Origin of the sequence: Halobacillus amylolyticus (assembly GCF_022921115.1) — a bacterium.
GTDB classification, from domain to species: Bacteria; Bacillota; Bacilli; order Bacillales; family Halobacillaceae; genus Halobacillus_A; species Halobacillus_A amylolyticus.
Window position 1 is genome coordinate 1,955,101 of sequence record NZ_CP095075.1, and the last position, 24,177, is coordinate 1,979,277.

A 24,177-nucleotide genomic window follows, 5' to 3' on the forward strand; every position below is an offset into this window, starting at 1 on the left:
ATCCTTACTTTTTAATAATTAATACTTCATCATTAATTTTCTCTCGAATTTGCCGGGCTACTTTAACCATGTTTCTAAGAGCATCCGTTGTTTCGTTAATTCCTCTTGTTTTCAACCCACAATCAGGGTTAACCCAAAATTGTCTCGGGTGAAGTACTTTTAATGCACGCAGGATATTGCTCTCCATTTCTTCCACTCCTGGTACCCTTGGACTATGGATGTCGTAAACTCCTAGACCAATCCCTTTTTCATATGACTTTTCCTCAAAATCAGAAATTAATTCTCCGTGACTTCTGGCGGCTTCTATAGAAATGACGTCAGCATCCAATTGGTCAATGGTGTCCATAATTTCCCCGAACTCGGAATAACACATATGTGTATGGATTTGAGTCTCATCTTGAACAGATGATGTGGCAAGCTTAAAAGCGTAAACGGCTTCCTCCAAATATTCTTTTTGTTTTTCAACCTTTATCGGCAGGCCTTCTCGTAAAGCCGGTTCATCCACTTGAATCATGTTAATGTTATTTTCTTCTAAAAAACTAATTTCCTTTTGCAGGGCTAAGGCAATTTGTTTAGTAACTTCAAATTTGCTGATATCTTCACGGACAAACGACCAATTTAAGATGGTGATAGGACCAGTAAGCATACCTTTCACAGGTTTTTTGGTTAGAGATTGAGCGTATGTGATTTCTTTGACTGTCATCGGTTCTGTGAGAGACACATCTCCATAAATGACGGGAGGTTTGACGCAGCGGGAGCCGTATGACTGAACCCATCCGTATCTGGTAAAGGCAAACCCATCCAGTTTTTCACCAAAGAATTCTACCATATCGTTACGTTCAAACTCGCCATGTATGAGGACGTCAAGCCCGATTTCCTCCTGGCGTTTAATCCATTCGGAAATGTTGTCTTCAATAAACGATTGATAATATTCATCAGACCACTCCCCTCTTCGCCATTTCAGCCGTGCCTGACGAATTTCTTTCGTTTGTGGGAGACTGCCAATCGTTGTTGTTGGCAATAATGGAAGCTCGAAATAATCTTGATGTATTTTCTGGCGACTGGAATAGTGGGTTGGACGTTTTGGTTCAATATCTTTCCATAACTCCACTTCTTTTTGAACATCTTCTAGATTTCTGCTCGAAGACTTCCAAAGTAATTCAATACACCGAGTACGTTCTTCTATATGTTTTTCAATCGTATGTCTACCATGGTTTAGACCTTCTGTTAACACTGTCGCTTCTTCAAGTTTTTGATCAGCAAATGATAGTGCATTTTTTATGACAGGGTCTAAATCCTCTTCGGTGGTTACAGTTACTGGAACGTGTAACAAACTGCAAGAAGGCTGTACGATGAGCCGATCTTTTTCAACTTTTGAAAGTATGTTTTCAAGTTGTGCGTATTTTGTGTCTAAATCTTCACTCCATATGTTGCGGCCGTTAATTACCCCGGCTGCGAGATACTTATCCTTAGGAAAGCCATGCTTTTTCAGTGATTCTAGATTAGCTCCCTGATCATGGACAAAATCAAGGCCTATCCCAGCAACTGGAAGGGAAACGACCTCCTGGTAATGATCAACGGATTCAAAATACGTTTGGAGAAGAATCTTTACACTTGAAACACCGTTTTGCATAGAGTCATATACTTCCCTGAATAGATGTAAATCATCCTTGGTCATCGGTGTTGTCAGAATAGGTTCGTCCACCTGCACCCACTCAGCACCAGCTCTTTCCAGCTCATAAAGAACTTGTATGTAGAGAGGAACAAGTCTTTTCAGTAGCTTTTTAAAATCTTTCTGCTCATAACCTTTCGCTAATTTTAAAAATGAAACAGGTCCCAGTATAACTGGCTTTCCTATGATACCTAGTTTTTCTTTGGCTTCCAAAAAGTAAGGTAACAGTCGATTCTCCGTAAGTGTTGGTTGAGCATCCGAGTCAATCTCAGGTACAATGTAGTGATAATTTGTGTTGAACCATTTGGTCATTTCAGATGCCACTGCTTCATGATTCCCTCGGGCGATATCAAAATACAAGTCTATTGGCACTTCCCCGCCCTTGTGCTTAAAACGGTTGGGTATAAAACCAAACATAACTGCCGTATCAAGCACATGATCATATAGACTAAAATCACCAATAGGAATGAGATCGCTCCCAATGTCCTGTTGCTTTTGCAAATCGTTTGTCCTTAGCGTCTCCATTTCTGACAAAAATTCACTTTCAGTTATGTTTCCATTCCAAAATTGTTCCAGTGCTTTTTTCCACTCTCTCTTTTCGCCTATTCTTGGATAACCAATCGTTGAACTTAATACCTTTGTCATTCTCATTCCTCCATTTAAGTTTTTTCCAGCTAAATAAAAAAATCTCCCTTTATAAAGAGAGATAGTCATGCAGCATTGCCAAATTCAAACCGTGAAAACAGCCTGAACACGTTACGCTCATAACACCCCCCTATACCTCGTAGGTTTAGTGCATTGCCTCAGGCAGGTCTCCTGACTCATGATCTTCACTCCCCTGCGCCTTCCCATCCTTTTCTAACAAAAAGGTAGTGACATTTCTTGCAGGTAGCTCCCATTTACAGTGGCGGGACCGTGTCGGATTTTCACCGAGCTTCCCTTTTAAGTTGAATAGATTTTTCACCTAGACAACACCTGAGTAATCAACATATCTAGTTTTCTATGCATGTATGTGTATTAAAAAAGAAAAAGCCTCTCCATATTTAGAGAGGCTTACACATGCGTACCCCTCTTATTTCCCAAAGCATTTGCTTTGCTGGAATTAGCACATTATCAACGACTAAACGCTGACAGGTTGCCGGGCATCATCGGGCCAGTCCCTCCGCCTCTCTGAATAAGAGTTTCAATTTAATTGGTTAAAGGCATACTAGCATGGAGGGAAAGAACTGTCAATATTTTCACACAATATAAAATATAATATCCATTTCTTAATGTATATAAAAAATCCAACTTGTGCTTAGCCAGTAAAATGATACGAATAATAAAAAACAGTTTACCTATATACTATACAGGGGTATTGTACAAGGAAATGCTTTGCCATTGCTGATAAGGTCCCTAATCTAAGTAATTTTAAAGGAGGATGAACATGAAGCGTAAAAAAATAATGATGGGAATTATTCTACTCACCTCTGCATTGCTGCTAGCCGCATGTGCCAGTGATAGTGAAGAGCAGAGCCAGACGGAAAATGAAGAAAACACAAACATGGAATCCAGTTCTGATGAACATATGGAAATGGACCACTCCAGTTCAGGTGCAGTCCCTGATGATTTGGAAGCAGCAGAGAATCCAACCTATGAAGTTGGAAGTCAAGTAATGATCGAAAAAGGTCACATGAAAGGAATGGAGGGTGCTGAAGCAACTATAACCGGCGCCTACGATACTATCGCCTATGCTGTTTCTTACACACCTACTACTGGCGGTGAGCGAGTTGAAAATCATAAATGGGTCATTCATGAAGAAATTGAAGACGCCGGTGAAGAAAAGCTAAAACCCGGAACAGAGGTTACGTTGGATGCATCACATATGGAAGGCATGGACGGGGCCACTGCCGAAATTGAATCTGCCCAACAAACAATAGTATATATGATCACCTATACCCCAACTGCTGGTGGTGAGAAAGTAACCAACCATAAATGGGTAACAAAAAGTGAATTATCTGCTGAATAACATTTGAACAAAATGAACGGACTTTTCAACACACCTAAAGAGCTTATTCCTAAACTGGATAAGCTTTTTTAATTTAAACGTAAAAGAAGTTAAGCTAAGAAAAATGTTCATTATTTTCAGTGGTTACGTCCGGGCATTGTAACACCAGAAGAATTATTCTACTCAAATTCATTTGGTTTCTACCCAAATATTCGATGATTCTACCCAAAATAGGTAGGATTTTGACAAAATTTCTCAGGAATCTAACCGAAATAGTTAAGATTTTGACCAAAACAGAAGGTATGCTTCCCTAATCAAAAAAGCTGTCGGCCTTAGACCGACAGCTCCCTATCAAGATCAACCCGTATTACGCAAACCTGCCGCAATACCACTGATCGTGAGTAATACTTCTGTGAGTGTATCTTCATTTTCATTTCCTTTTTGACGAAGATCCTTGATAAGTTCTACTTGTAAGAAGTTCAATGGATCAACGTATGGGTTACGCAGCTTGACCGATTCCTGAATCGTAGGCTGCTGGTCGAGAAGTTCGTGATCACCTGTGATTTGTAAGAGAACCTGTTTCGTCGTATTGTATTCTTCAACGATAGTTTGAAAGATACGTTCACCAAGAACTTGATCATTCACTAGAGCCGTATATTCTTTGGCTGTGTGAATATCTGCTTTGGTTAAAGCCATTTGCAGATTGTAAATGGTGGAGCGGAAGAAAGGCCAGTTCTCATACATTTGCTGCAATTGCTTTAAGTGATCATCACTTTGGGAGGCATAGTTTACCAATCCTGTACCAGAAGCATACCACGCTGGAATTAGCTGGCGATTTTGGGTCCAGGCGAATACCCATGGGATCGCTCTTAAGTTTTCAAACTTCATGCTGTCCTTCCGTTTCATAGGACGCGAACCAATATTCAATTCACTAATTTCTTGAAGCGGAGTCGCTTCATTGAAATACGTTAGGAAGTCTTTATCTCCAAAGACAAGCGATTGGTATTTTTCTAGAGAGACGTTCGCGATCTCTTCCATGGCTTGTTCCCACATTTCCTCACGGTTGTGTGCTTGTTCCGACTCTTTGGATACATGGGCCGCTCCTTCAACCAAGGTGGAAACACCCTGTTCAAGACTACGGTAGGCAATATCTGTCAGCAGGTAGCGTGATGACAGCACTTCACCTTGTTCAGTAATTTTCACGCCGTCACCTAATGTTTCAGCAGGCTGTGATAGAATGCTTCGATTTAACGGACCACCGCCGCGTCCAAGCGAGCCGCCGCGTCCATGGAAGAATTTCAAACCAATATTATAATCTTTGGCCATATCATGGATTTCTTGCTGGGCCTTATAAAGTCTCCAGTTGGCTGTTAGAGTACCGCCGTCTTTACTCCCGTCAGAGTAGCCTAGCATAATTTCTTGATGGTTATTCATGTCGCCCAAGTGTTTATTGTAGACATCCATTTCAAACAATGTTTTTAAGATCTCTGGTCCTGCCACCAAATCATCTACAGTTTCAAGCAATGGCGCGATGTTCAAATGGCTCTCTACTCGTCCATCGGCATGCAGACGGTAAATCCCCGCCTCTTTGGCAAGCACTAATACTTCCAGAAGATCACTTGTAGATTCAGTCATGCTGATTAAATAGACTTCAATCGAACGTTTGCCGAATTCCTTATGAGCCTCACGAATCAATTGGAAGACCTTCAACATTTCCTGCGTTTCTTCACTGTAGTCTTCATTTAGTAGAGTGATAGGACGGGGATCTTTTAACACACCCTCAAGCAGCTCAATCTTTTCCGATTCAGAAAGACTAGTATAATCACGATCAATATTTACTTTTTGCAAAATTTCCGTAATCGCTGCTTCATGCTCACCGCTATGATTACGAATATCGAGGGTAGCTAAGTGAAAGCCGAAAAGTTTCACCTGGCGAACGAGTTTACGCAGCATTTTCAAATCTCGCTTCGATGGTTGATGGTTTTTCACACTGTTTTGAATCAGATCAAGATCTGCTAAAAGCTGGTCGTCGGATGCATAACCTGTTTCCGATTCACCCACTTGACGCAAACGCTCCAGGATAATAGCAAATTTACGGCGATACATTTCTTCTTTGACTCGCCACCTCTTCCCTTCTGGAATGAGGGACTCTTCTTTTTCAACAGAAGCAACCAGTTCTTCACTCACTTTTACACGAGTTGTCGAATGACTGAACCGCTTCATTAATTCAACAAGCACAGCATCATACTTTTTCAAAACAAGCTCCCTCTGTTTGATCAATGTTTCCCATGTGATCTCTGGAGTAACATTCGGGTTGCCGTCTCGATCCCCACCAATCCATGAACCGAAGCGAAGGAAATTTGGTACATTCCATTTCTCTTCAGGATAACTTTCTTCAAGACGATCCTCTAACTCCTGATGGATATCTGGGAGCACATCAAACAAGGTTTGATCAAAATAATACAAGCCATTTCGCACTTCATCCATGACAGTCGGTTTCCGGTGTCTCAATTCATCCGTTTGCCAAAGAACCGTAACCTCGTTAAACAAGCTTTCTTGGATACGTTCACGCTCATTATCCGTTAGCTGTGGATGATCGAGCTGCATTAATATTGTCGCAATACGCTTTTGAATTTCAAGTACAGTACGCTTCGTCGCTTCAGTAGGGTGTGCTGTAATGATCAGCTCCAATGATAATTGATCGAGCACATCCTGAATGACCTTCTTATCCATGCTATGGTCTTTTAAAGACAGAACAGCACTCTCAATCGAAAAAGGCTGCACCCCTTGGTCATCAAAAAGTTGATATTCGCGACGTCTGCGAATACGATGGTTTTGCTCTGCAATATTTACGAGGTGGAAATAGATTGAGAATGCGCGGATGACTTGGGAACGCATCGGAGGTTGTAGGGTTTGAATTTCACTTTTAAGTTTTTCATACGTAGAGGTTTCGCGATTTCTTCTAAGTTCTTTCGTTAACTTACGGATTGTTTCCACTTTGTTTAATAGCTCTTCCCCGCCTTGATGAACAAGAATCTCACCAAGCATATTCCCAAGTAGATTCACATCATGTCGTAAGGGGGTTGTATGGTCGTTTTTTTCTTTTTGAATTGTCACTCTTTCACCATCCTGTATTATTTTTTTCTGAGCGATTCTGATAATACCTCGCCCATATTTTAATTATGTTATCAGAATCTTTTGGATAGTCAAATGGATAAGATACCCTACCAATCCTTGTAAGCGCTTGATTTAAAGGCTTCTTGCAAGAAATTTAAATGGGGTTGATGCATAGAGGGACAGGGGCCAAGCGTTAAAAAACACACCACTATTATAACTAGCTTTAAAATTTTTTAATTTATTTTCGAATTTTTGTTAGAGATCGTCTCATGTTGGCTATTAGAAATGAGCACTTTTCCCACTCCTTCTATATAAAATTAGTTGAATAATATTCCATTACTGTTACAAAAATAAATATAGATAAATATATACATATAACCTAACCACTGCTGTTCGCTTTGACACTTTCAATACCAGATAGTAAAAAAACATTAAAGATATAAAAGAAAATAAGAAGTTAGTAGGCGGTTCGAAGTCATCGTCAATAAAATGATAGACGAACAAACTAGTAGCTAATAAATATTAATTTTTCGTAAAGCATTCATTGTCTCCCTCCCTTTCTACAGAAACATTTATCTAGTAAAAATGCTTATAGCTACTAAATAATTAAAAAAGGGGTTATTTGTTTTCTCGATCACTTTTCCATTTGAAATACAATAGAATAAACATAATCACTAAAACTACCCATCATAAAACTAGTAAAGAGGTGTTTAACGAACCTGGATATTTCCCTTCCATTTTGTAAGACCAAAATAAACTTTGAGTTGTCGTTATGAAGCCTACAAATACCACAATGAATATATGCCACCAATATTTCATAACTATCACTCCATGTTTCTTCCTATTTCAAAAAGAATTATTCTCTTGGTCTGAGAACCATTTCAAACTACAAAAAAGGATGGCACTCATAAAGTTGAATGGCATCCTTTTCACTTATAGAAATGTAGATGATGACTTTAAACGGGTCGTTCTATTTTTGTAAATAAGGAAGCCTGGCCTTCAAATATTCCAAACTGATCTCTAGACTTTCTAGTGGTGTTTTCCGGCTTTCATCTTGTTCAACGATCCACCAATGAACGCCAGTATCCTTACCTTTTTCTAGAATCGATTCGATATCGATGCCACCCGTCCCAAGCTCCGCAAAAAACTGCTCATCGTCTGTGGTCATATCTTTCAAATGCAAAAGCGGCGTTCTCCCTTTGTATCTTTCCAGCCATTTGATCGGGTCTTCCCCCGCTTTTTTCAGCCAATACACATCAAACTCGGTTTGGACGTGTTCGGCATCGGTCTCTTCAAAAATCGTTTGCAGAGCCGTTCGCCCATCACTTAATTTTTCCAGTTCAAAATCATGGTTATGGTAGCAGAGTGTCAGCCCTTCCTGGGAACATATTTCTCCAGCTTTCTTTAAGTTAGTAACGAGATCGTCGTAGTCTTCTTCCCTTTTTGGTTCAAAATAAGGACAGACTACATACTTGCTACCTAATGTTTTCTGATCTTCTATAACTTGGGGTAAATGGTGTGTCAGTTCATCTAGCGGGATATGACTGGATGCTGCCTTAAGCCCAAGTTGATCTAATAATTTCCTTAGATCCCCGGCACTCAAGCCTTCATATCCAGCTAGCTCCACCCCTGAAAAACCAAGATCAGCTACTTTTTTCAATGTACTTGCAAAGTCTTGCTTGACTTCATTTCGCAATGTGTACATTTGCGCAGCGATAGGTATGTTTTTCAATAGTGTTCCCTTCTTTCTTAATTAAAAGTTTCCAACCCCATTGGTTTAAATTATGCTCCAACTTTCTAGCACCTTTAACTTTATTTCTATCCAAACCTTACAAACCCTCTAAAAAGGAAACAATTTTAGTTGAAATAACCCAAGCTATGATAATAACTTCACTTAATCGATGGTTATTACAAAAAACGGAAGGTGACTATTTCCTAAGATCTCTTGACCATATCAATATAAAGCTGCTGGTAGGCCCTGTGCTCCTCTTCCATTCCTAACTCGCTGTAAAGCTTTGCAAGCCACTGCACTGGTTTGGGGTCTTCTTCACGTAGTTCCATATCCCAGCTCATACATTCAATAGCTTGCTCAGGGTTATGGAAATAGTGGTAGAGTTCGCCGAGGCGTCGTTGTTCATTTGGGTCCTCGACAATCCGATTCATTTCATCGACCTTTTGTAAAATGGGTTTGGCAAGGGATATATTTCTTAGCGGTTGTGTCCATTCTTGTATGTAAGAAAGATCCCGCTCGTTCAGTAAGGAAGTGATCGCTTGATGGAGAAAATCAGCGGCTTGATCATCCTTTGATTCAAATAAAGCCATAATCAGTTTTCGTAATCCTTCAGGTGGGGTAGCATCGGCTGTAATTTCTTGCTGTTTTACAATTTTGATCAGTCGTTGAGATTGGGATGGCTGCAGCGTAAGCTCATGCTTACCTATAAAAGTCAATACCTCTTCAAGCTTTTCATCCTCCATATACAAGTTCAGTAAATCTTGTTTTAGTGGTTCAAATTCAAGACCGCGAGTGTATAAGTCTTCTAGTAAATGCAACCTATTCATACCGATAAAATGTTCATCAATCAATGAGTGGAGTATATGATAATCTTTTTGTGTTTGCGTATGAACCACTCGCGTTATGTAGATAGCGATAATATCCAGCCATCGCGACTGTTCTTTATACAAGGCCGTCAGCTTTTGAAAAGATAGGTCATGATGTTTATTGGAATACAACCTTTTTTCCACATGGACGGGGTCTTTGGCAAGGAATGTCTCATCCCCATTTTTGTAGCGTTCATCGTATTTGGTAAATTGCAGGTCGCCTGAGAATGTTGAAATCAAACTATGGTTTGGTGCAAAGTCTTTGAGGATATGAAGAATGCGATAACAGGATAGTAACTTTCCGTCCCGCCGATCCTTATAGAAAAGAGTTTGAATAAAGGCGGCTAGTTTCTCTTTTTTAATAAAGGATTCAAAGTAGCTGGCGATCAAGGCCGTTTCTTGAAAAGTGTACTGTTGTTGAAGTTTTTTAAAGAGATCGTTGAAATTCTGTTTCTTAAAATGAGGAAGTGAGGAGACCACCATTTCAATCAGTGGATGGGGTGGGGATAGGGTAACACCTTTTTCAAATGCATCTTTAACATGTGAACGTTTCGTAATTTTCTTTGATGTTACGTAATTTAAATATTGTTCTTTATGAAAAAAGATATAGTAGATCTGGTCATGTTCGTCTGTGGCTTCAATAATTTTACTTTGTTTATAGACCGTCATACGTCTAATTTCTAGTTGGAGTGATTGCTGTTTATCTTTTATATTTACCGCTTGAATGGACATAATCAACCTCCTTATCGTTATCTTGACCATACCATGAAACGGTTTATAAAGATACCAACACTTCAAGGAGTAATTTAATTTCATCCCCCACTCTCCTAGACAAATTCCGATGATGGGCCCATCCTTTTATTAGACCGGCTGAGCTTTATTCATTCTATAAAAATGTATAAAGTTTATTTTTTTGTGTAAAAATACGAACATTAGTTCGATTTAAGGTTGTGAAATGTTAACCAGAACCCTTATTCTTTAGAAAGGAGGGGTGATCGCATGATGAAAAAACCGCTCGAGTTATTTTTGCAGAACGAGAACCATTACGAGGCCGTTGTGATCGCAACAAAGAAACCAACACTTAAAAATCGCAGCTATGTGAATCAGTTGTTCTATCATTATCAAATTGAGGCGCGCTTTGTGACCTATATCAATACGGTGTTATGGCGTTACGCCAAAGATTATCAGAAAAAGCGAAAGCATTGGTGTGATTGGCATGTGTTCAAGCTTGACCAGTCCGTTGGTGAGGACTTGACTGTGTTAGATGTGCTGGCAGATGAGCGTGTGGATTTAGACCATTGGACTGTGGGGCGGGATCCGCTTGAATCAGTAACCAATCGTCATTTACACAGAGAAATTGGCAGGCTGACTAGTCGCCAGCGGCAGATTTTAGATGATCATATAGCTGAGCAAATGTCATTCAGTGAGATTGCAAACAAACTCGGAATCTCGCAGCAATCCGTGTCCAAGTCGTTTCACACGATGATGAGAAAACTTCTTATTGCCTATCAGAAAGGAGAATAACGATGATGACAATCGAATCCTGGATCACACTTGCTGGAAATGTCGGCTTCCCTGTTGTTGTAAGCTTCTTTCTTTTATTCCGATTGGATCAGTGTCTGCAAAACCTGGACAAGTCGATTGACCAATTAACGGAGGAGGTGAGAAAGAAGCATGAGTGAGTTGTATACACTGTTGTTGCGAGCTAAACAGGAAGATGAAGAGGCCCTCTCCGAACTAATTGAGAAGTTTGATCCAAAGATGAAGAAGTTGAGTGCATCGCTCCCTTCGTCTGAGCGGGAGGATTTGGAGCAGGAGCTAAGGATTCAGATGATCAGGTCTATTCGAAAATTTGATATTGAGGCGCTGGTGCCATTTTGGAGTTGCTATAAGGAAGAAAAGTAGGCTGCCTATGGTGAGATAGGCAGCTTGCTTTTTGTTTACTGGCTGAATTTTTAAGCTTCGGGCTTCACACGACGATGAGGCGTTCGGTGTTGGCCCATTCTCTCCGCGCAACCCAAAGTTGGATCTGGACTTTTCATTTCTGACTATTTACTACGAACGCAAATAAAGCCCGCCTCTGCCTAGGCGGGCTTTATCATTAGCTGGCTTTGTCAGCGACGACTTGCCGCTGATGGAAAGCTCTAGATTTTATTAGTTTGGTGATAAACCATGCAAAAACAACGATCCAAATAATGCCTCCGATCACCATGGATGTGGTGTAGGATAGATTAAACCCTTCAGGTGCATAGAAAATATAAGAACTTACCACAGCTGTCATGAATAAAGCGGGGACACTGCAAATCCAGTGGAACTTTTGATGTTGCAACAGATACATGGCACCTGTCCATAGCATAACAGTAGCAACGACCTGATTCGACCAGCCTACATAACGCCAAAGAAAGCTGTAATCCATTTGTGTTAGTAAAAATGTTGGTACGACAACAGGTATGACTAACAATCCTTTAGTCCACTTTCCATCTTTATTTATAAGCGGCTTGAGAAGATCTCCTAGCATCATTCGGGAGGATCTCAGTGCCGTATCACCTGTTGTGACCGGCAGGATGATAACGCCAAGCACGGCAAGGATGCCGCCTAGTGTTCCAAGTGTTGTTATACTAATTTCATTGACGACTCCAGCAGGTCCTCCGGCTGCAAGAGCTTCTTGCAGACCACCCGTACCTCCAAAGAAGGCCATTCCGGCTGCGGCCCAGATGAGGGCGATGATGCCCTCAGCGATCATCGCTCCGTAAAAGACTTTACGTCCTTCGCTTTCTTTCTTAAGTGTCCGTGAAAGGATTGGACTTTGTGTACTATGAAAACCTGAAATAGCGCCACAAGAGACTGTCACCATTAGCAGCGGCCACACTGGCAGCTCCTCTGGGTGAAGATTGCTCAGTGTTAGGTTCGGTACTGGATTATCAAAAAAGAACAACCCCACCCCGATAGAAAGCGCCATAAAAATGAGGATACCCCCAAAGATCGGATAAACTCGCCCGATAATTTTATTAATAGGCAGTAAAGTAGCTGCTAAAAAATAGGTGAAGATGATCAGTATTGATGCCATGAAGCTGAGTGGCGTGATTTCGGCCATCAACTGGGCAGGGCCTGCGGTAAAAGCTGCTGCAACAAGAGTCATTAGTCCAATGGAAAGCAGATTAATCATGGATTGTGCAGGTTTCCCCAAGTATTTTCCAACAATGGTCGGGAATTGGGCCCCATTGTGCCTAAGTGATAACATCCCTGAGAAATAATCGTGGACGGCCCCTGCAAAGATGCTGCCGATGACGATCCAGATGAAGGCAATAGGCCCATAGAGTGCGCCAAGGATTGCGCCAAATATTGGGCCGAGGCCTGCGATGTTAAGCAGTTGGATGAGGCTCGCTCTCCACCAGCTCATCGGTGTATAGTCAAAGCCGTCGTTTTCTGTGTAGGCCGGTGTTTGGTTCTGGTCGTTGATGCCGAAAATTCGCTCAACCACCTTTGAATAGAAAAAGTATCCTAGCAGTAATAGAATGATGGATGAAATAAAAGTAACCATCGCGAAGCCTCCCTTCGTTTCAAATGATAGGGAGTATTTTATAACGGTCTTTGTCGGATTACAACACTTTATCTGAAAATTATATTTCTTCTCATTTTTTTCTCAACTATGAAACGCTTTCTTTTAAAAAAGCCGGACTTGCCTCAATGACAAGTCCGGCTTCCATATGTAACCTGCCACCCCAAGAGAATGGTTAAGTTTCCCGCAGTCGCCTTTAGCGTCTGGGATGGCATTGATATGAATTTACCATAGTATGGGTTGTTTAGGCAAATATGGCGGATGGATTTTGAGTATCTATGTAGAATAGTGAAGAATATTAAATTTTAGAAAGAGTGATCTATAATTGATTCGTAAAAATTATTCAATCCCCATCTACCTTGAACAGCTTGAAACCTTATCAAGCCGGCTGAATCATAACCATACGAAATGGCCAGAAATAGAGGAGTGGCCTTTTCGCCAGTCCGCTGGTTTTGCCGGCGAAAAGGCTCTTGAGTACGCGCTCCTGATACTTAATTTCCAAACATCCCCACATCTTCTACAGCATACGACTTCCCCTTCATACCATTCCTTTTTCCAAATCGATGTGCTGCTTGTCACCAGTAGCTACGACCTCATTTTGGATGTGAAAAACATTTCAGGGGCAAGCTACTTTGACGGTGTCCATACGCAATTAATTCGACAAAAATAAGGAATTGAATCTGGCCTTCCTGATCCTGTCTCTCACGTGGAACGACAGAAAATGCAGCTTGAAGAATGGATCCTGCAGCATCGCTTCCCTATTCTCCCGATTGCAACGCTCGTTGTCTTCACAACCAGAACCTCTGTCATCAGATCTTCTTCCAATCACACAGCTGCTGTAAACCAAGTAATGCGTGTGGAAAATCTCCCTGTTGCGATCCGCGATATCGACCCCCGGCATTCGGAATCGGTTATCGATGAAGGTGAGATTGCATTGTAGATAACCGCCCCCTGCCCTAAAACATAGAGCAGACCTCATTACTTTTCCTTTAAAGTTAATAAGTTAATTTCCGGAGTATTAAATAAACGAAAATTCACGTTACTATACCCCAGTCCTGCACTAACATACTGCTTCACATTCTTATATTCCCAAAGACCCTTCACCCGATCCTGTGGCGGAAAAAAGCCTCCATTTTCGTACCAAGGCTCCGGGACAAATAATGCCCCTATCATGGGCAAACGAATTTGGCCACCATGATAATGACCAGCCATAATCAAGTCGTAGTCGCGAAAATTAAAGTATGAGTTACTCAAAAGTTCGTTCATTCGCTTATCCACTACCGGGTAATGATTGAGCGCGATTAGCACATCCTCATCAGCAAGCTTCTCAAGGCTTGCTGTTTCTTCCATTAATCCTCGTTGATGTGCCTTATATTGTTCAGTAAAAGCATACTTTGGCTTAACTCTTCCCTCTGCAACAACTGGTTCTTTTTCTGGGTCCTGTATCGATAATTCAAAATCAACAAACCTGAGCTTCGCTTCTCCTATATTTAGGGTATAAGCTGATTCGAGCAGCTTCACACCGCGTTGCTCCATTCCTTCAATGAATTCATCTTTAACGTAGTTCCCACGTGAGTCTATAAAGTAATTTTCTGGATCTGCGTTACCTTTGACATATAGTGCATGATCTTTATTCTTAATTGCTTCAATTAATGAATAGAAAGGCTGATAGTTCACACTCGTGGGACTGCTAAGCATATCCCCCGTAAAAACGATCACATCATAAGTCTCAGAGTTTACTGCTTCAATAAGCTTCTTTTGATTACTGCCAAATACTTTTTCATGTAAATCAGTTACTTGAAGTATAGATAACCCCACAAGCTCACTTGGCAAATTTTCAATTTCAATCTCTTGTTTGACAACGATAACTCTTTGATTATCCCAAATGTTATAAACTATGATTACAATCAATACGCTTAAAAATGCAATAAGCATGGCTCGCACAACCTTCTTCATTGGCAATCGCTCTCCAATTTCGCTTAGAGTTACTAATGGGTCGCTTCTAGTTGATTTTGCAAAAGATGGCTAAACATACTTTTTTTCTGATCTGCAAGCTGTTTGAACCCACCCTTTTGAATGGCTCTTCCTTCGTCTAACACTACAACCTGATCTGCACTTCTTATAGTCGATAAACGGTGAGCGATGACAATGATGGTCATCTTTCCTTTTAACATTTCGAGCGCTTCTTGGATCTTCGCTTCATTTTCCGTATCCAGCGCACTCGTTGCTTCATCCAATACTAAAATGGAAGGTTTTCTTAAAATTGCACGTGCTAATACAAGCCGCTGACGTTCGCCGCCAGATAACTTAATTCCTCTATCACCAATAAGTGTATCAAGGCCTTGAGGTAACTTACGTACGAATTCTGCTGCTGAGGAGAATTCCAGCGCCTGCCATAACTCCGATTCACTTGCTTCAGGTACTACTAACATTAAGTTTTCTCTTATGCTTTCATTAAACAAAAACGGCTCCTGGGGAACATAACTGATTGCTTGTCTTAACGACAGTACATTATCACTTGACAGTGGAACGTCATCTATTAAAACTTGTCCTTTTTCTGGTTCGTTAAGCCCCATTAGCAAATCAACCAGGGTGCTTTTCCCAGCCCCAGAACGCCCAACGAAAGCGGTCATCTGATTGACGGGAATTTTGACATTTATATTTTCCAGAGCATAACCTGACTCATTTTGATAACGGAAGGACACATCACGACAAATTATTTCCCGGGTAATATTTATTGCCTGAATATGTCGATTCTTCTTTTGGAATTCCTGGGCATGCTTACACTCACTCTGCAAATCTTTAACCGCCTGTAGAGAAGGAAGACTAGTAGCAATTTGCTCCATGGATGCTTGAATGCCTGCCACTCTTGGCCATAGTCTTGAAAAAATAAGAATGACTAACATTAGTTGCCCTGCCTGAGCATTGAACATTTGAATCGCAATATAAATAAAGGCTGCGATAAATAACGCTGAGGCTGCTTTATAATAAAATTGTGACGTTGTTTTCAGTTTTGTGTAGGCTACTTGTTCATTCTGCATCCGTTCAGTTATAGCACCAAACCACTCCATCCTTGATCCTTCTAAGGTATTACTTTTCACATCTTTAATCCCATTGATTTGATCGGTTATTCCACCAATATAACTTCTTGCTAAATCGAAATTTCTTGTTCCTAAGGCAAGGGACCTTTTCAAAAATTTACGATTAAAAAAGATAAGAATTAATCCACAAAGTAAAACGAAGGTCGTAATATGAGGAGATAATAAGAACGCTAAACCAATTTGAATCAAAGTAAAAATAAGCGAAGCCATAAATTGTAAAAGTGAATGCGTCCCTGCACTAGCACGAGCAACCTCTGATGTTAATATGTTGATTAAGTCTGACTTTCTTTTTCTAATAAAAAAACTCCAATTGGAATGTAACAAAGTATCATACGTCCCTACTCGCATATGACGCAAGAAACCCTGTTGAATGGTTGTGTTTCGAATCGTTATCCGTCTTTGTATTAGATTTTGACCAATCACGACCAGCACATAAACGGCCAAAACAAGTGGTAAACCATAGGAACTGGGAATACCTTCTATAAAACCAAATAGCCCTGAAAATGGTGTTCCACCCGCATCTAAATTTACAATCCCTGTCATACTAATCATCGGAACTAATAATAAAATGCCCACCCCCTCAAGCAACCCGATCCCCGTCATGGCAAGAAGGTTAATGTAAAGAATCTTCCCGGAATAGGAATGAATTTGTTTTACAAAATAGAATACATGTTTCATTATTAAACCCTCCCAGGGTAGACTTGCTTCCTTGTCTTCCTCCACCCCCAAAGAAACGGACGTAGTGGAAAATATAGAAGATGGAGTTTTTCTGGTAACGGCAATGTCGCTACATCTTCAGGGTATGGATATAAAAAGCTCAAAATGAAGAAGAGCTTCTGCTGAATAGACATTAAGGAGAATAGGTGACGCTTATGGTAGCTAGCTACTTCCTCTGACAGCGGTTCATTGTGGAGGTTGATCATTGATTCAAGATAAAAGACTGCTTCTTGGGCCAATTTTTCCCCTTTACTTGTTGTCTCGATTTCTTTTATTAATGGGGTATTCAAGAGTTGGGTAGCTAAAATCGTTGCCTGTACACCTACATGACGATAATGATACTTCTTTATTAACCTGGAAACGTCCTCCCATTTTACTTTCTGACGCATCAATTGCTGAATATCAACTAACCATCTTAGCCGAGACCAACCATGACGTGCCCCATGGGAAGCAAGAAATAAGAACAGATCTTCTTTACTAAGTAAATAAACGGGCTGGTTTGTGAAGGTAATATTCCTTTTCCGTTCCCACAATTCGTGAAAACTAGGTTCCTTAGCTGGCCCAGGGTTTAACCTCCAATGGACCTCCACCTTTACCCCTTGCTCAGGATGGAAATATGTCACATGATGATGTCTCCATTTCCAATCACTCAAAACCCCTTGAATATAATCATCCTTTTTGTAACCTAGGCTTACTAGCAGCTGCTCCGTTCGGGCGAGGTCATCCATTGGAATAAGAACATCCAAGTCACTGGAGGTGCGAAGCGACAGGTCACCATATAAGTCATGCGCAAGAACAGGCCCCTTTAGAAAAAGCAATTTAATTTGATGCTCTGAAAATTTTTGATTGAGCTGCTCCATCTGCCCACTTAAGTGCAACATTTGAAACGTATTCCGCTTATATTCATAGGAAACGTCCTTAATCACATTGGGTGGAATCATGTTCTCATCGGTCCCTTTAATTTTGGAATAGAGAAATGGATAAATACGATGATGCTTCGTCTGCTTAATAAAAAGCTCCCAATCTATATCTTTGAAGAGGTCGGGGTTAATAGCCGTAACTTGATGACTGTTTTCACATTTTAACAGTTCAAGGATTAACCGCAGTTCTCGTGGTACATTTGTTGTATTAAGACGACCGTTTACTACCATGTATTCCCCCTCCAACCTGTTTCGCAAATTTTCCTACAACCGTAAATTCTTCCCTTCCTTCCGCCCCAGTAATATAATAAGGACCGCTTCGCAGCCAAGCATGTGCTATCAGTTCTCCATTTTCATCCCTTGCCGTTCCTAAATATAACGTACTTCCAATCTCACGTTTCTCAAGCATTTTCATTGCAGCAATGGCTTTAACTAGACATTGGCTTTCCCAGAAAGTATAACGACTCATCAATTGAATAGATTGAGAGACACCGGACAACATTTTCCTATGAGATGGCATTTTGTCATATGTCGTTTCTTGCATTTGAACACCAAGAGAAGGAGCTAACTTAGAAAATGGAATTCTCTTTGAGTAACGAGCCCAAGCAAGAAAAAAATAAGCCTCAAATAACATTCTCTTACTTTTACAATCTAGTGATAAAAATAGTCTTAGTTTTTTCATAAGATTCAGGGTCCCTTCTAGTTGAGTTAAGACTCTTCTACGTGGATTAATCCCTCATCAGCTAGCATCGTTAAAAAGGACTGTACCTGTTCCTCACATTGTTGTTGTTCAACATCATATTCTGACCTTAACTTTATGACTAAGTCTCGAATTGTCATTGGATCGTTGATAAGCTCCCAAATAACACCGCCCATTTCTCCGAGATTATAATACTTGCCATTTTTCAGACTCAGCATAACCTTTTCTCCACCCATGTCACTCACGATATTCCCTTCATTTTGACGAACCAACTGATTCAATAACAGCTGTTGATTTTTAATCATACATCTTCTCCTCTATTTTTAATGTTGATAAAATTAAGTCTGTTAATTCATGTGCAGTAAAATGTGAAACAGGACGACGCAATTGGTAAAGGTCGATCTGACTAAGAATTTTTGCGGAAGTGTTAAAATGCCAATCCATTAAACCGGAGCGGCCGATCATAAAATTCCGATACGTATGGTTGAACAACGTATGGAGCTTGTGCAAATTTTCAATAGGGTGAATTACAGTACCATCCTCATTTGTTTTAACTAGCTCGAAGACGCCCGCTAAAGGCAGCCGTTTTGAGGCAAATTGATCTAGAACAGGAATAGCAAATTTGTTTTCCCTATCGATAATGGGCTTATAATGATGAGATTCCATGCCAAACTCATTCAAACTCTCCACCCATAACTTCTGTTGAGGATAGGCTGGTGTCACAATAGGAATGTCCTCTTCCGAAAGAGTAACCGGAATAACATCATCACTAAGAAGTGGATAGCCCTTTTTTAAGAAAACAGAAGCCAAAGTAGATTTTCCGGCGCCAGAATCCCCAACAATAGCATAAGCTTTACCATTTATGGCTATTGCACTTCCGTGTAAAGGTAGGATTTTTCTTTGCACTAATACAGCCCCCATGCAAGTTCCAAGGATATAAAGACGGAGTTGATCCTCCCTGGCGTTATCCAATGGAGAAAACGTAATTTTGCTACCTTCCTCTATCAAAAAAATTGCTAAATTCGGGACTTTAAACATGCATAAATCCTGCTCTATAACAAAATGCCTGTTCGGTTTAGATTTTTTCTCCCATAATCGGGTTAAATCAGCCTGTTCAATAGAAATCTCCAGTTTATCTGATTTCATTTCATCAGCAGGCAGTTCAGGTAAAGGTAATTCACTTGTTACTCTAAAGCCAAATGCTTTATAAGCAGTTCTCTTTAAGGTGTCTACCATTACTAAAGCCCCTCCCTAAATAAAGTACTTATTCAAACCCTTATACCCAGGGAGGGACAAGGGTTGCGCTGCCATTACCTAATATCATGAACCACCTAAACAACTCGCATTTGACATTCCTTCATGTGTTTCTCCTCTTGGCGCTTCCCCTACATCAAAACAATCAGTATTTGCGTTACCTGGCCCGTTCATCGTCATGCTAATATCAAGAACTTCCAACATGGGTTTTTCCCATTCCTTTTTCACATCTTCACCTCCTTTCTATTCAATCTTTTAATGAACCTTGAAACGATTAGACTACGCGTTATTATTTTAAATTCCTCTTCAAATATCATTTCTGGACGGGGATGACCACCCATCTTAGTTAAAGCACGATTAATAACGTCTATATTCAAAATTTCCGAAACCATAGAATCTTTACAAAGATCTTGTATTTCTTTTATAAAACCCTTCCAGTTCGATGTCATACGATGAATTGTATCAGCACCTTGGATTCCACGTATGTGGTGATTTAATCTAACTTTCTCAGGGAGTATGTGTTTTGTTGCCCCGCGAATGAAGGATCGCTCCATCCCATTTTGCACATATAACTCTTCCGGTAAGGATAAACAAAACTTGATCACGTTAAGGTCGTTTGTGGGATCACGATCCCACAACGCATAACGTAATGATAACTTTGTTCCAACCACTCCACTTTTGTTCCAAACATGTGGTTTTTGAAAGTATGAATTCCTATATTCCGTTAAACTTCCAACATCCCCACCACTGATACCGGCATCATATTCTTTCATTTTTTCAATTACATTTGTTCTTTTTGCTAACGATGGGTGGATCAACTTAGAAATCTGACTTTCATACCCCTCTTCTTTATTAAACAACTGGCTTATCGCAGGAAAAGCCCTCTTTGTTATAACCGGAAGCAAGTTTGACTTCCCTGTATGAAATCTTTTTCTATAGCGGCCTAATTCGCGATTAAGCTTCAACCATCTTACTTTTTTCAATAGCGAAGCGTAGTACTCCATGTTCAAATTCCATGACCCCCAGGAGATCGAGTGGTTGCCCCTTGCTCCATTTAAGAGAACTTTGATTCCTTGTTGATGGGCTGTCTCATTAATCCCTTTTAACCAAAACGAATTCTCAAAGAACTTATACGGCATTTCCATTAATTCAAGAAAATCATCCACTTCGGAAAGAGAGCTCTCTCCTTCAAAGTTTAAATATTGATCCGAAATATTTCCGGCATGATCTACCGTCTCTTTAATAAATGGTCTTTCATCAGGCATATAATATTTGGGCGTCCAATCAGAAAACGTATCTTCAGGGATGTAGCTAAATGTATGTAATCGCTTTTTCTCCTTCTTTAGTTCTTTGGCAGCAAAACTAACGACTGAACCTGAATCCAATCCTCCACTTAAATGAGCACCAACTTCGCCATGTGTACGAATTCTATCAGTCACTGCTTTTTGAAATACATCTCGGAACGCCTCTGCATATTCCTCTTTAGATTTAAGTTTCAACCTTTTAACTGATCCAAATGTACAATACCTCGAAAGTGACACCCTGCCTTTTTTTATAGTTATACTATTGGATGGAGGAACTTGATTGATAGAATGATAGACAGTTGATGACATATCTACCGCCTCTACCATGTTCGGAATCACCAGGAATTCCGCCAACCACTCTTCATTTAAGTTCTTTTCAATATACGGCAATGTAAATAGTGGTGCGATCGTTGTAGAGAAAGCAAGCCTGCTTTGATCATTGTAAAAATAAAGCGACCGTGAACCAGAAAAATCCCTAGCACCAAAAAGCTTACGTTCCTTTTCATCCCAAATCATAAAAGCAAAGTCACCCATCAAGTGTGCTGGAACATCTTCTCCCCACTTGTGATAGGCTAGTAAAATTAATTGACTATCAGGTATTATTTTTCTAAGTGCTCGATCTACATGCAATCGGTCAAATAATTCCTCACGATTATCAATAATTGCATCAGCCGTAATAGCCAGTTGCCGCTCATAATCATAGTAAGGTAACACTTCACCAATCGATTCAGGAGTAATCCACTGAGCATGACAGCCAAAGAAAACGTTTTGTCTATGGAAAGTGCGTATGTCATCAGCAGGGTAATGTTGAAAAGCCTTTATTAAACCATTGCTTTGTTCTGCCGAGACAGGTTCACCATTTGCATGAAAAATACCGGCTATCGCGCTCATAAGATCACCTCTTATACTTTTTCATTGTATTCTTTATAGAGAACAAAAGTATGGAATTATAAACTAAGCGAGCTTTGTTTTTTAGAAAGAATACAATATTATTTTTGGATTTGTAAGGCCCTCGTTTTAGTTGTAGTGAGGGCCTCATAAAATCTTTCTTTATTCTTAACTGTAGTGATCAGCATCTTCTGGGTCTGGATCATTTTGGTACTCATCCTCAATCCTTAAACCGGGGCCCGCCATTGTTAAATTAATATTTAGAAATTCCAACTCAGGTCTCTTCCATTCCTTTCTCATTTCTTCACCTCCTTTCAAATAAACGATTTCAAGAATCGGTAGACAATAACACTTCTAATTAATACCTTAAATTCATGATTAAATACTGTTTCTGGTTTCGGTTCATTTGCAAACTTACTCACCCCTCTATCTATAACATCGCCATTTATGAATTCAGAAATAGTTGGGTCTCTCGTCAACTGGCGAACCTCTTTCAAAAAAGTGTCCCACGTCGGTTCCATTCTTTGTATTACATCAGCCCCTTGAATCCCTCTCACCTTTTGGTTTAATCGTATTTTATCTGGCAAATAGTTAGCTGTAGATCTTCTGACTAATGCACGATCTTGTCCATTTTGGACATACTGGTTATCGGGCAGAGAGAGACAAAAGCGAATCACTCTCAAATCGTTCGTAGGGTCTCGTTCCCACACCCCGTACCTTAAGGATAACTTCGTACCTATAGTGCCATTTAAGTTCCAAAAAAACAGTTGATCAAATTGGCTTTGCCTTGCCTCTTTTGCGTTAGGAATATAACTCCCAGCTGTGTCAATCTGCCTAGCGTTTAGCTTTTCAAAAACTCCGGTTTTCCTGGCAAGCTCATTACTTATGATTTGAGGAAAAGAATAGCTTTGACTAGTTGGAGACAAACGACTTCTAAGAGGATAAAATGCTTTCCTCTGAATAGAGTTCAATACTCTCTTTCTACCAACACCAACATTCCTACTGTATTGCTCAACTTCTCGATAAAGCTTTATCCATTTCATCTTCTTAAAGAGATTAGTATAATGATCAAGAGCAGACCCCCATGAGATCGTATAATTCCCTCTAGACCCTTTCAATAAAATTCTCATCCCCTGGTTTTGAGCATGTTCGTAGATACCCTTAGTCCAAAAAGAATTCCCATAAAACTTATAAGGCATTTCAACCATTTTCAGCCAATCATCAATATCTAAATATGGATTTCTATCCTCAAATCTATAATATTGATCGTTTATATTGCCTACATGATTAACTGTGGTTCTGATATAGAAGCTCTCATCAGCTACTCTTCGCTTAGGTGTCCAATCCTCAAAGCTTGCGAGTGGTAGATAGCTCATTGTGTGTAATGTTTTATTCGCTCTTTTCAAAGAGGGGGCCGCGAAACTTACAACAGTTCCAGAATCTAATCCACCACTTAATTGAGCCCCAACTTGACCATGTGTACGTGTTCTACAGTCAACAGCCTTTTGAAACACTTGTCGAAAAGCTTCTTCATATTCTTCATCTGACTTGAATCTTAATGGGCTGCTTTCTTCAATGAGATTACAGTATCTCTGAAACCTAACTTTATTATCTTTCACAGAAATAGTGTGGGAAGGTGGAATTTGATAAATCCATTTATAAGCTGTGGTAAATTCATCACTGGAATCATGCATCCCTGGAATTGCTAAAAACTCAGCCAACCACTCTTCATTTAAATATTTATCCACATAAGGTAACGAAAACATCGGAGTAATCGTTGTACTAAATACAAATCGATGTTGCCGATGAAAGTAGTAAAGCGTTCGACTTCCAGAAAAGTCCCTTGCTCCAAAAAACTTTTGCTCATTTTCATCCCATATCATAAATGCGAAATCACCAATTAAATATTTTAGGGATTCTTCTCCCCATTTTTGATAGGAAAGTAAAATTAATTTACTATCAGGCATGTTGGCACGAAGTGCTTTGCTAACTTGTAACGCATCAAATAGTTCTTCACGATTATCAATAATTGCATCTGCTGTAATACTTAACTTTCTATCAGGATCATAGTAAGGCAGCTTTTCACCAACAGATTCTGGAGTAATCCACTGGGCATGGCAACCGAGAAAGATATTTCCTTGCTGCCATGTTTGCACATCATCGGCTGGGTATTTTTGTAATTCATTCATCATGCCATTGCGATCACCGATAGCGATAGGTTCCTTATTGAAGTTAATAATTCCAACAATAGCACTCATAATATCCCTCATTTGCTAATTATGTTCTTTATATTTAGTGAATATTCTTAATAAAGAACAAAAAGATACAACAATCCTCTTTTTGTATCTTTGATCCGGTCT

21 protein-coding genes and 2 riboswitches are annotated in these 24,177 nt (G+C 40.0%); of the genes, 6 read left to right on the plus strand and 15 right to left on the minus strand.

The annotated features are described in order from the left end of the window. Window positions 1-4: 4 nt before the first annotated feature. Window positions 5-2,317 carry a 5-methyltetrahydropteroyltriglutamate--homocysteine S-methyltransferase gene (metE, locus tag MUO15_RS10130; protein WP_245035579.1) on the minus strand — a complete coding sequence of 771 codons (2,313 nt, stop codon included), beginning with the start codon at window positions 2,315-2,317 and terminating at the stop codon, window positions 5-7. A 144-nt stretch (window positions 2,318-2,461) separates the two neighbouring features. Beyond that, window positions 2,462-2,666: riboswitch (cobalamin riboswitch) on the minus strand. 75 nt (window positions 2,667-2,741) lie between these two features. Further along, window positions 2,742-2,853: riboswitch (SAM riboswitch) on the minus strand. 245 nt (window positions 2,854-3,098) lie between these two features. On the opposite strand from metE, the gene MUO15_RS10135 reads away from it, so the two are divergent. Beyond that, on the plus strand, window positions 3,099-3,680 hold the full coding sequence (locus MUO15_RS10135) for a YdhK family protein (protein ID WP_245035581.1): 582 nt from the start codon (window positions 3,099-3,101) through the stop codon (window positions 3,678-3,680). A gap of 336 nt (window positions 3,681-4,016) precedes the next feature. On the opposite strand, the gene ppc is transcribed toward MUO15_RS10135, so the two are convergent. The 3 genes from ppc to MUO15_RS10150 form a co-directional block, all read right to left on the minus strand. Further along, window positions 4,017-6,776, minus strand: a complete 2,760-nt coding sequence (ppc, locus tag MUO15_RS10140; RefSeq protein WP_245035583.1) for a phosphoenolpyruvate carboxylase — start codon at window positions 6,774-6,776, stop codon at window positions 4,017-4,019. 970 nt (window positions 6,777-7,746) lie between these two features. Then, window positions 7,747-8,508, minus strand: coding sequence for a sugar phosphate isomerase/epimerase family protein (locus tag MUO15_RS10145; RefSeq protein ID WP_245035585.1), 762 nt, complete (start codon window positions 8,506-8,508; stop codon window positions 7,747-7,749). A 203-nt stretch (window positions 8,509-8,711) separates the two neighbouring features. After that, entirely contained in the window at window positions 8,712-10,106 is a 1,395-nt protein-coding gene (locus tag MUO15_RS10150) for a hypothetical protein (protein ID WP_245035587.1), read from the minus strand. A gap of 267 nt (window positions 10,107-10,373) precedes the next feature. Here MUO15_RS10150 and MUO15_RS10155 point away from each other — a divergent pair, with 267 nt between their 5' ends. Genes MUO15_RS10155 through MUO15_RS10165 form a run of 3 tightly spaced genes read left to right on the plus strand, consistent with a single transcriptional unit; the run spans window position 10,374 to window position 11,279 of the window. Beyond that, window positions 10,374-10,898: a sigma-70 family RNA polymerase sigma factor gene (locus MUO15_RS10155; RefSeq protein ID WP_245035589.1), complete on the plus strand. Its 525-nt coding sequence runs from the start codon at window positions 10,374-10,376 to the stop codon at window positions 10,896-10,898. Window positions 10,899-10,900: 2 nt separating this feature from the next. Beyond that, the gene (locus MUO15_RS10160) at window positions 10,901-11,056 is read left to right on the plus strand and encodes a YvrJ family protein (RefSeq protein WP_245035591.1); all 156 of its coding nucleotides are present in this window, start codon (window positions 10,901-10,903) and stop codon (window positions 11,054-11,056) included. Next, on the plus strand, window positions 11,049-11,279 hold the full coding sequence (locus MUO15_RS10165) for a helix-turn-helix domain-containing protein (RefSeq protein ID WP_245035592.1): 231 nt from the start codon (window positions 11,049-11,051) through the stop codon (window positions 11,277-11,279). The genes MUO15_RS10160 and MUO15_RS10165 overlap by 8 nt, the downstream gene beginning before the upstream one ends. A 196-nt stretch (window positions 11,280-11,475) precedes the next feature. Here the strand turns inward: MUO15_RS10165 and MUO15_RS10170 are convergent, their stop codons facing one another. Beyond that, the gene (locus MUO15_RS10170) at window positions 11,476-12,915 is read right to left on the minus strand and encodes a carbon starvation CstA family protein (protein WP_245035594.1); all 1,440 of its coding nucleotides are present in this window, start codon (window positions 12,913-12,915) and stop codon (window positions 11,476-11,478) included. A gap of 343 nt (window positions 12,916-13,258) precedes the next feature. Between MUO15_RS10170 and MUO15_RS10175 the strand changes: the two genes are divergently transcribed. Continuing rightward, entirely contained in the window at window positions 13,259-13,603 is a 345-nt protein-coding gene (locus MUO15_RS10175; RefSeq protein ID WP_245035595.1) for a nuclease-related domain-containing protein, read from the plus strand. A 36-nt stretch (window positions 13,604-13,639) separates the two neighbouring features. After that, the gene (locus MUO15_RS10180; RefSeq protein WP_245035597.1) at window positions 13,640-13,873 is read left to right on the plus strand and encodes a hypothetical protein; all 234 of its coding nucleotides are present in this window, start codon (window positions 13,640-13,642) and stop codon (window positions 13,871-13,873) included. A gap of 38 nt (window positions 13,874-13,911) precedes the next feature. Here MUO15_RS10180 and MUO15_RS10185 read toward each other — a convergent pair whose 3' ends face one another. From MUO15_RS10185 to MUO15_RS10230, 10 genes are all read right to left on the minus strand, one after another. Next, window positions 13,912-14,889 carry a metallophosphoesterase gene (locus MUO15_RS10185; protein ID WP_245035599.1) on the minus strand — a complete coding sequence of 326 codons (978 nt, stop codon included), beginning with the start codon at window positions 14,887-14,889 and terminating at the stop codon, window positions 13,912-13,914. 32 nt (window positions 14,890-14,921) lie between these two features. Then, the gene (locus MUO15_RS10190) at window positions 14,922-16,712 is read right to left on the minus strand and encodes an ABC transporter ATP-binding protein (RefSeq protein ID WP_245035601.1); all 1,791 of its coding nucleotides are present in this window, start codon (window positions 16,710-16,712) and stop codon (window positions 14,922-14,924) included. A gap of 2 nt (window positions 16,713-16,714) precedes the next feature. Next, window positions 16,715-17,902: a nucleotidyltransferase domain-containing protein gene (locus MUO15_RS10195; protein ID WP_245035603.1), complete on the minus strand. Its 1,188-nt coding sequence runs from the start codon at window positions 17,900-17,902 to the stop codon at window positions 16,715-16,717. After that, window positions 17,880-18,362, minus strand: a complete 483-nt coding sequence (locus MUO15_RS10200; protein ID WP_245035959.1) for a lasso peptide biosynthesis B2 protein — start codon at window positions 18,360-18,362, stop codon at window positions 17,880-17,882. Before MUO15_RS10200 ends, MUO15_RS10195 begins: the two co-directional genes overlap by 23 nt. 17 nt (window positions 18,363-18,379) lie before the next feature. Beyond that, entirely contained in the window at window positions 18,380-18,676 is a 297-nt protein-coding gene (locus tag MUO15_RS10205; protein ID WP_245035605.1) for a lasso peptide biosynthesis PqqD family chaperone, read from the minus strand. Next, window positions 18,669-19,607: a phosphoenolpyruvate carboxykinase (ATP) gene (locus tag MUO15_RS10210; RefSeq protein ID WP_245035607.1), complete on the minus strand. Its 939-nt coding sequence runs from the start codon at window positions 19,605-19,607 to the stop codon at window positions 18,669-18,671. Before MUO15_RS10210 ends, MUO15_RS10205 begins: the two co-directional genes overlap by 8 nt. Window positions 19,608-19,691: 84 nt before the next feature. Continuing rightward, complete coding sequence (locus MUO15_RS21645; RefSeq protein WP_256464179.1) at window positions 19,692-19,853, minus strand: paeninodin family lasso peptide; 162 nt, start codon at window positions 19,851-19,853, stop codon at window positions 19,692-19,694. Continuing rightward, window positions 19,850-21,820, minus strand: coding sequence for an asparagine synthase-related protein (locus MUO15_RS10220; protein WP_245035610.1), 1,971 nt, complete (start codon window positions 21,818-21,820; stop codon window positions 19,850-19,852). Before MUO15_RS10220 ends, MUO15_RS21645 begins: the two co-directional genes overlap by 4 nt. A 165-nt stretch (window positions 21,821-21,985) precedes the next feature. Next, the gene (locus MUO15_RS10225; protein WP_245035612.1) at window positions 21,986-22,117 is read right to left on the minus strand and encodes a paeninodin family lasso peptide; all 132 of its coding nucleotides are present in this window, start codon (window positions 22,115-22,117) and stop codon (window positions 21,986-21,988) included. A gap of 14 nt (window positions 22,118-22,131) precedes the next feature. Further along, complete coding sequence (locus tag MUO15_RS10230; RefSeq protein WP_245035614.1) at window positions 22,132-24,075, minus strand: asparagine synthase-related protein; 1,944 nt, start codon at window positions 24,073-24,075, stop codon at window positions 22,132-22,134. Between the last annotated feature and the right edge of the window lie 102 nt (window positions 24,076-24,177).

Coding starts and splice junctions, on each gene's coding strand:
- metE (WP_245035579.1), bottom strand. CDS start 2,317: ATGACAAAGGTATTAAGTTCAACGATTGGTTATCCAAGAATAGGCGAA.
- MUO15_RS10135 (WP_245035581.1), top strand. CDS start 3,099: ATGAAGCGTAAAAAAATAATGATGGGAATTATTCTACTCACCTCTGCA.
- MUO15_RS10150 (WP_245035587.1), bottom strand. CDS start 10,106: ATGTCCATTCAAGCGGTAAATATAAAAGATAAACAGCAATCACTCCAA.
- MUO15_RS10155 (WP_245035589.1), top strand. CDS start 10,374: ATGATGAAAAAACCGCTCGAGTTATTTTTGCAGAACGAGAACCATTAC.
- MUO15_RS10160 (WP_245035591.1), top strand. CDS start 10,901: ATGATGACAATCGAATCCTGGATCACACTTGCTGGAAATGTCGGCTTC.
- MUO15_RS10165 (WP_245035592.1), top strand. CDS start 11,049: ATGAGTGAGTTGTATACACTGTTGTTGCGAGCTAAACAGGAAGATGAA.
- MUO15_RS10170 (WP_245035594.1), bottom strand. CDS start 12,915: ATGGTTACTTTTATTTCATCCATCATTCTATTACTGCTAGGATACTTT.
- MUO15_RS10185 (WP_245035599.1), bottom strand. CDS start 14,889: ATGAAGAAGGTTGTGCGAGCCATGCTTATTGCATTTTTAAGCGTATTG.
- MUO15_RS10190 (WP_245035601.1), bottom strand. CDS start 16,712: ATGAAACATGTATTCTATTTTGTAAAACAAATTCATTCCTATTCCGGG.
- MUO15_RS10195 (WP_245035603.1), bottom strand. CDS start 17,902: ATGGTAGTAAACGGTCGTCTTAATACAACAAATGTACCACGAGAACTG.
- MUO15_RS10205 (WP_245035605.1), bottom strand. CDS start 18,676: ATGATTAAAAATCAACAGCTGTTATTGAATCAGTTGGTTCGTCAAAAT.
- MUO15_RS10210 (WP_245035607.1), bottom strand. CDS start 19,607: ATGGTAGACACCTTAAAGAGAACTGCTTATAAAGCATTTGGCTTTAGA.
- MUO15_RS10220 (WP_245035610.1), bottom strand. CDS start 21,820: ATGAGCGCGATAGCCGGTATTTTTCATGCAAATGGTGAACCTGTCTCG.
- MUO15_RS10225 (WP_245035612.1), bottom strand. CDS start 22,117: ATGAGAAAGGAATGGAAGAGACCTGAGTTGGAATTTCTAAATATTAAT.
- MUO15_RS10230 (WP_245035614.1), bottom strand. CDS start 24,075: ATGAGTGCTATTGTTGGAATTATTAACTTCAATAAGGAACCTATCGCT.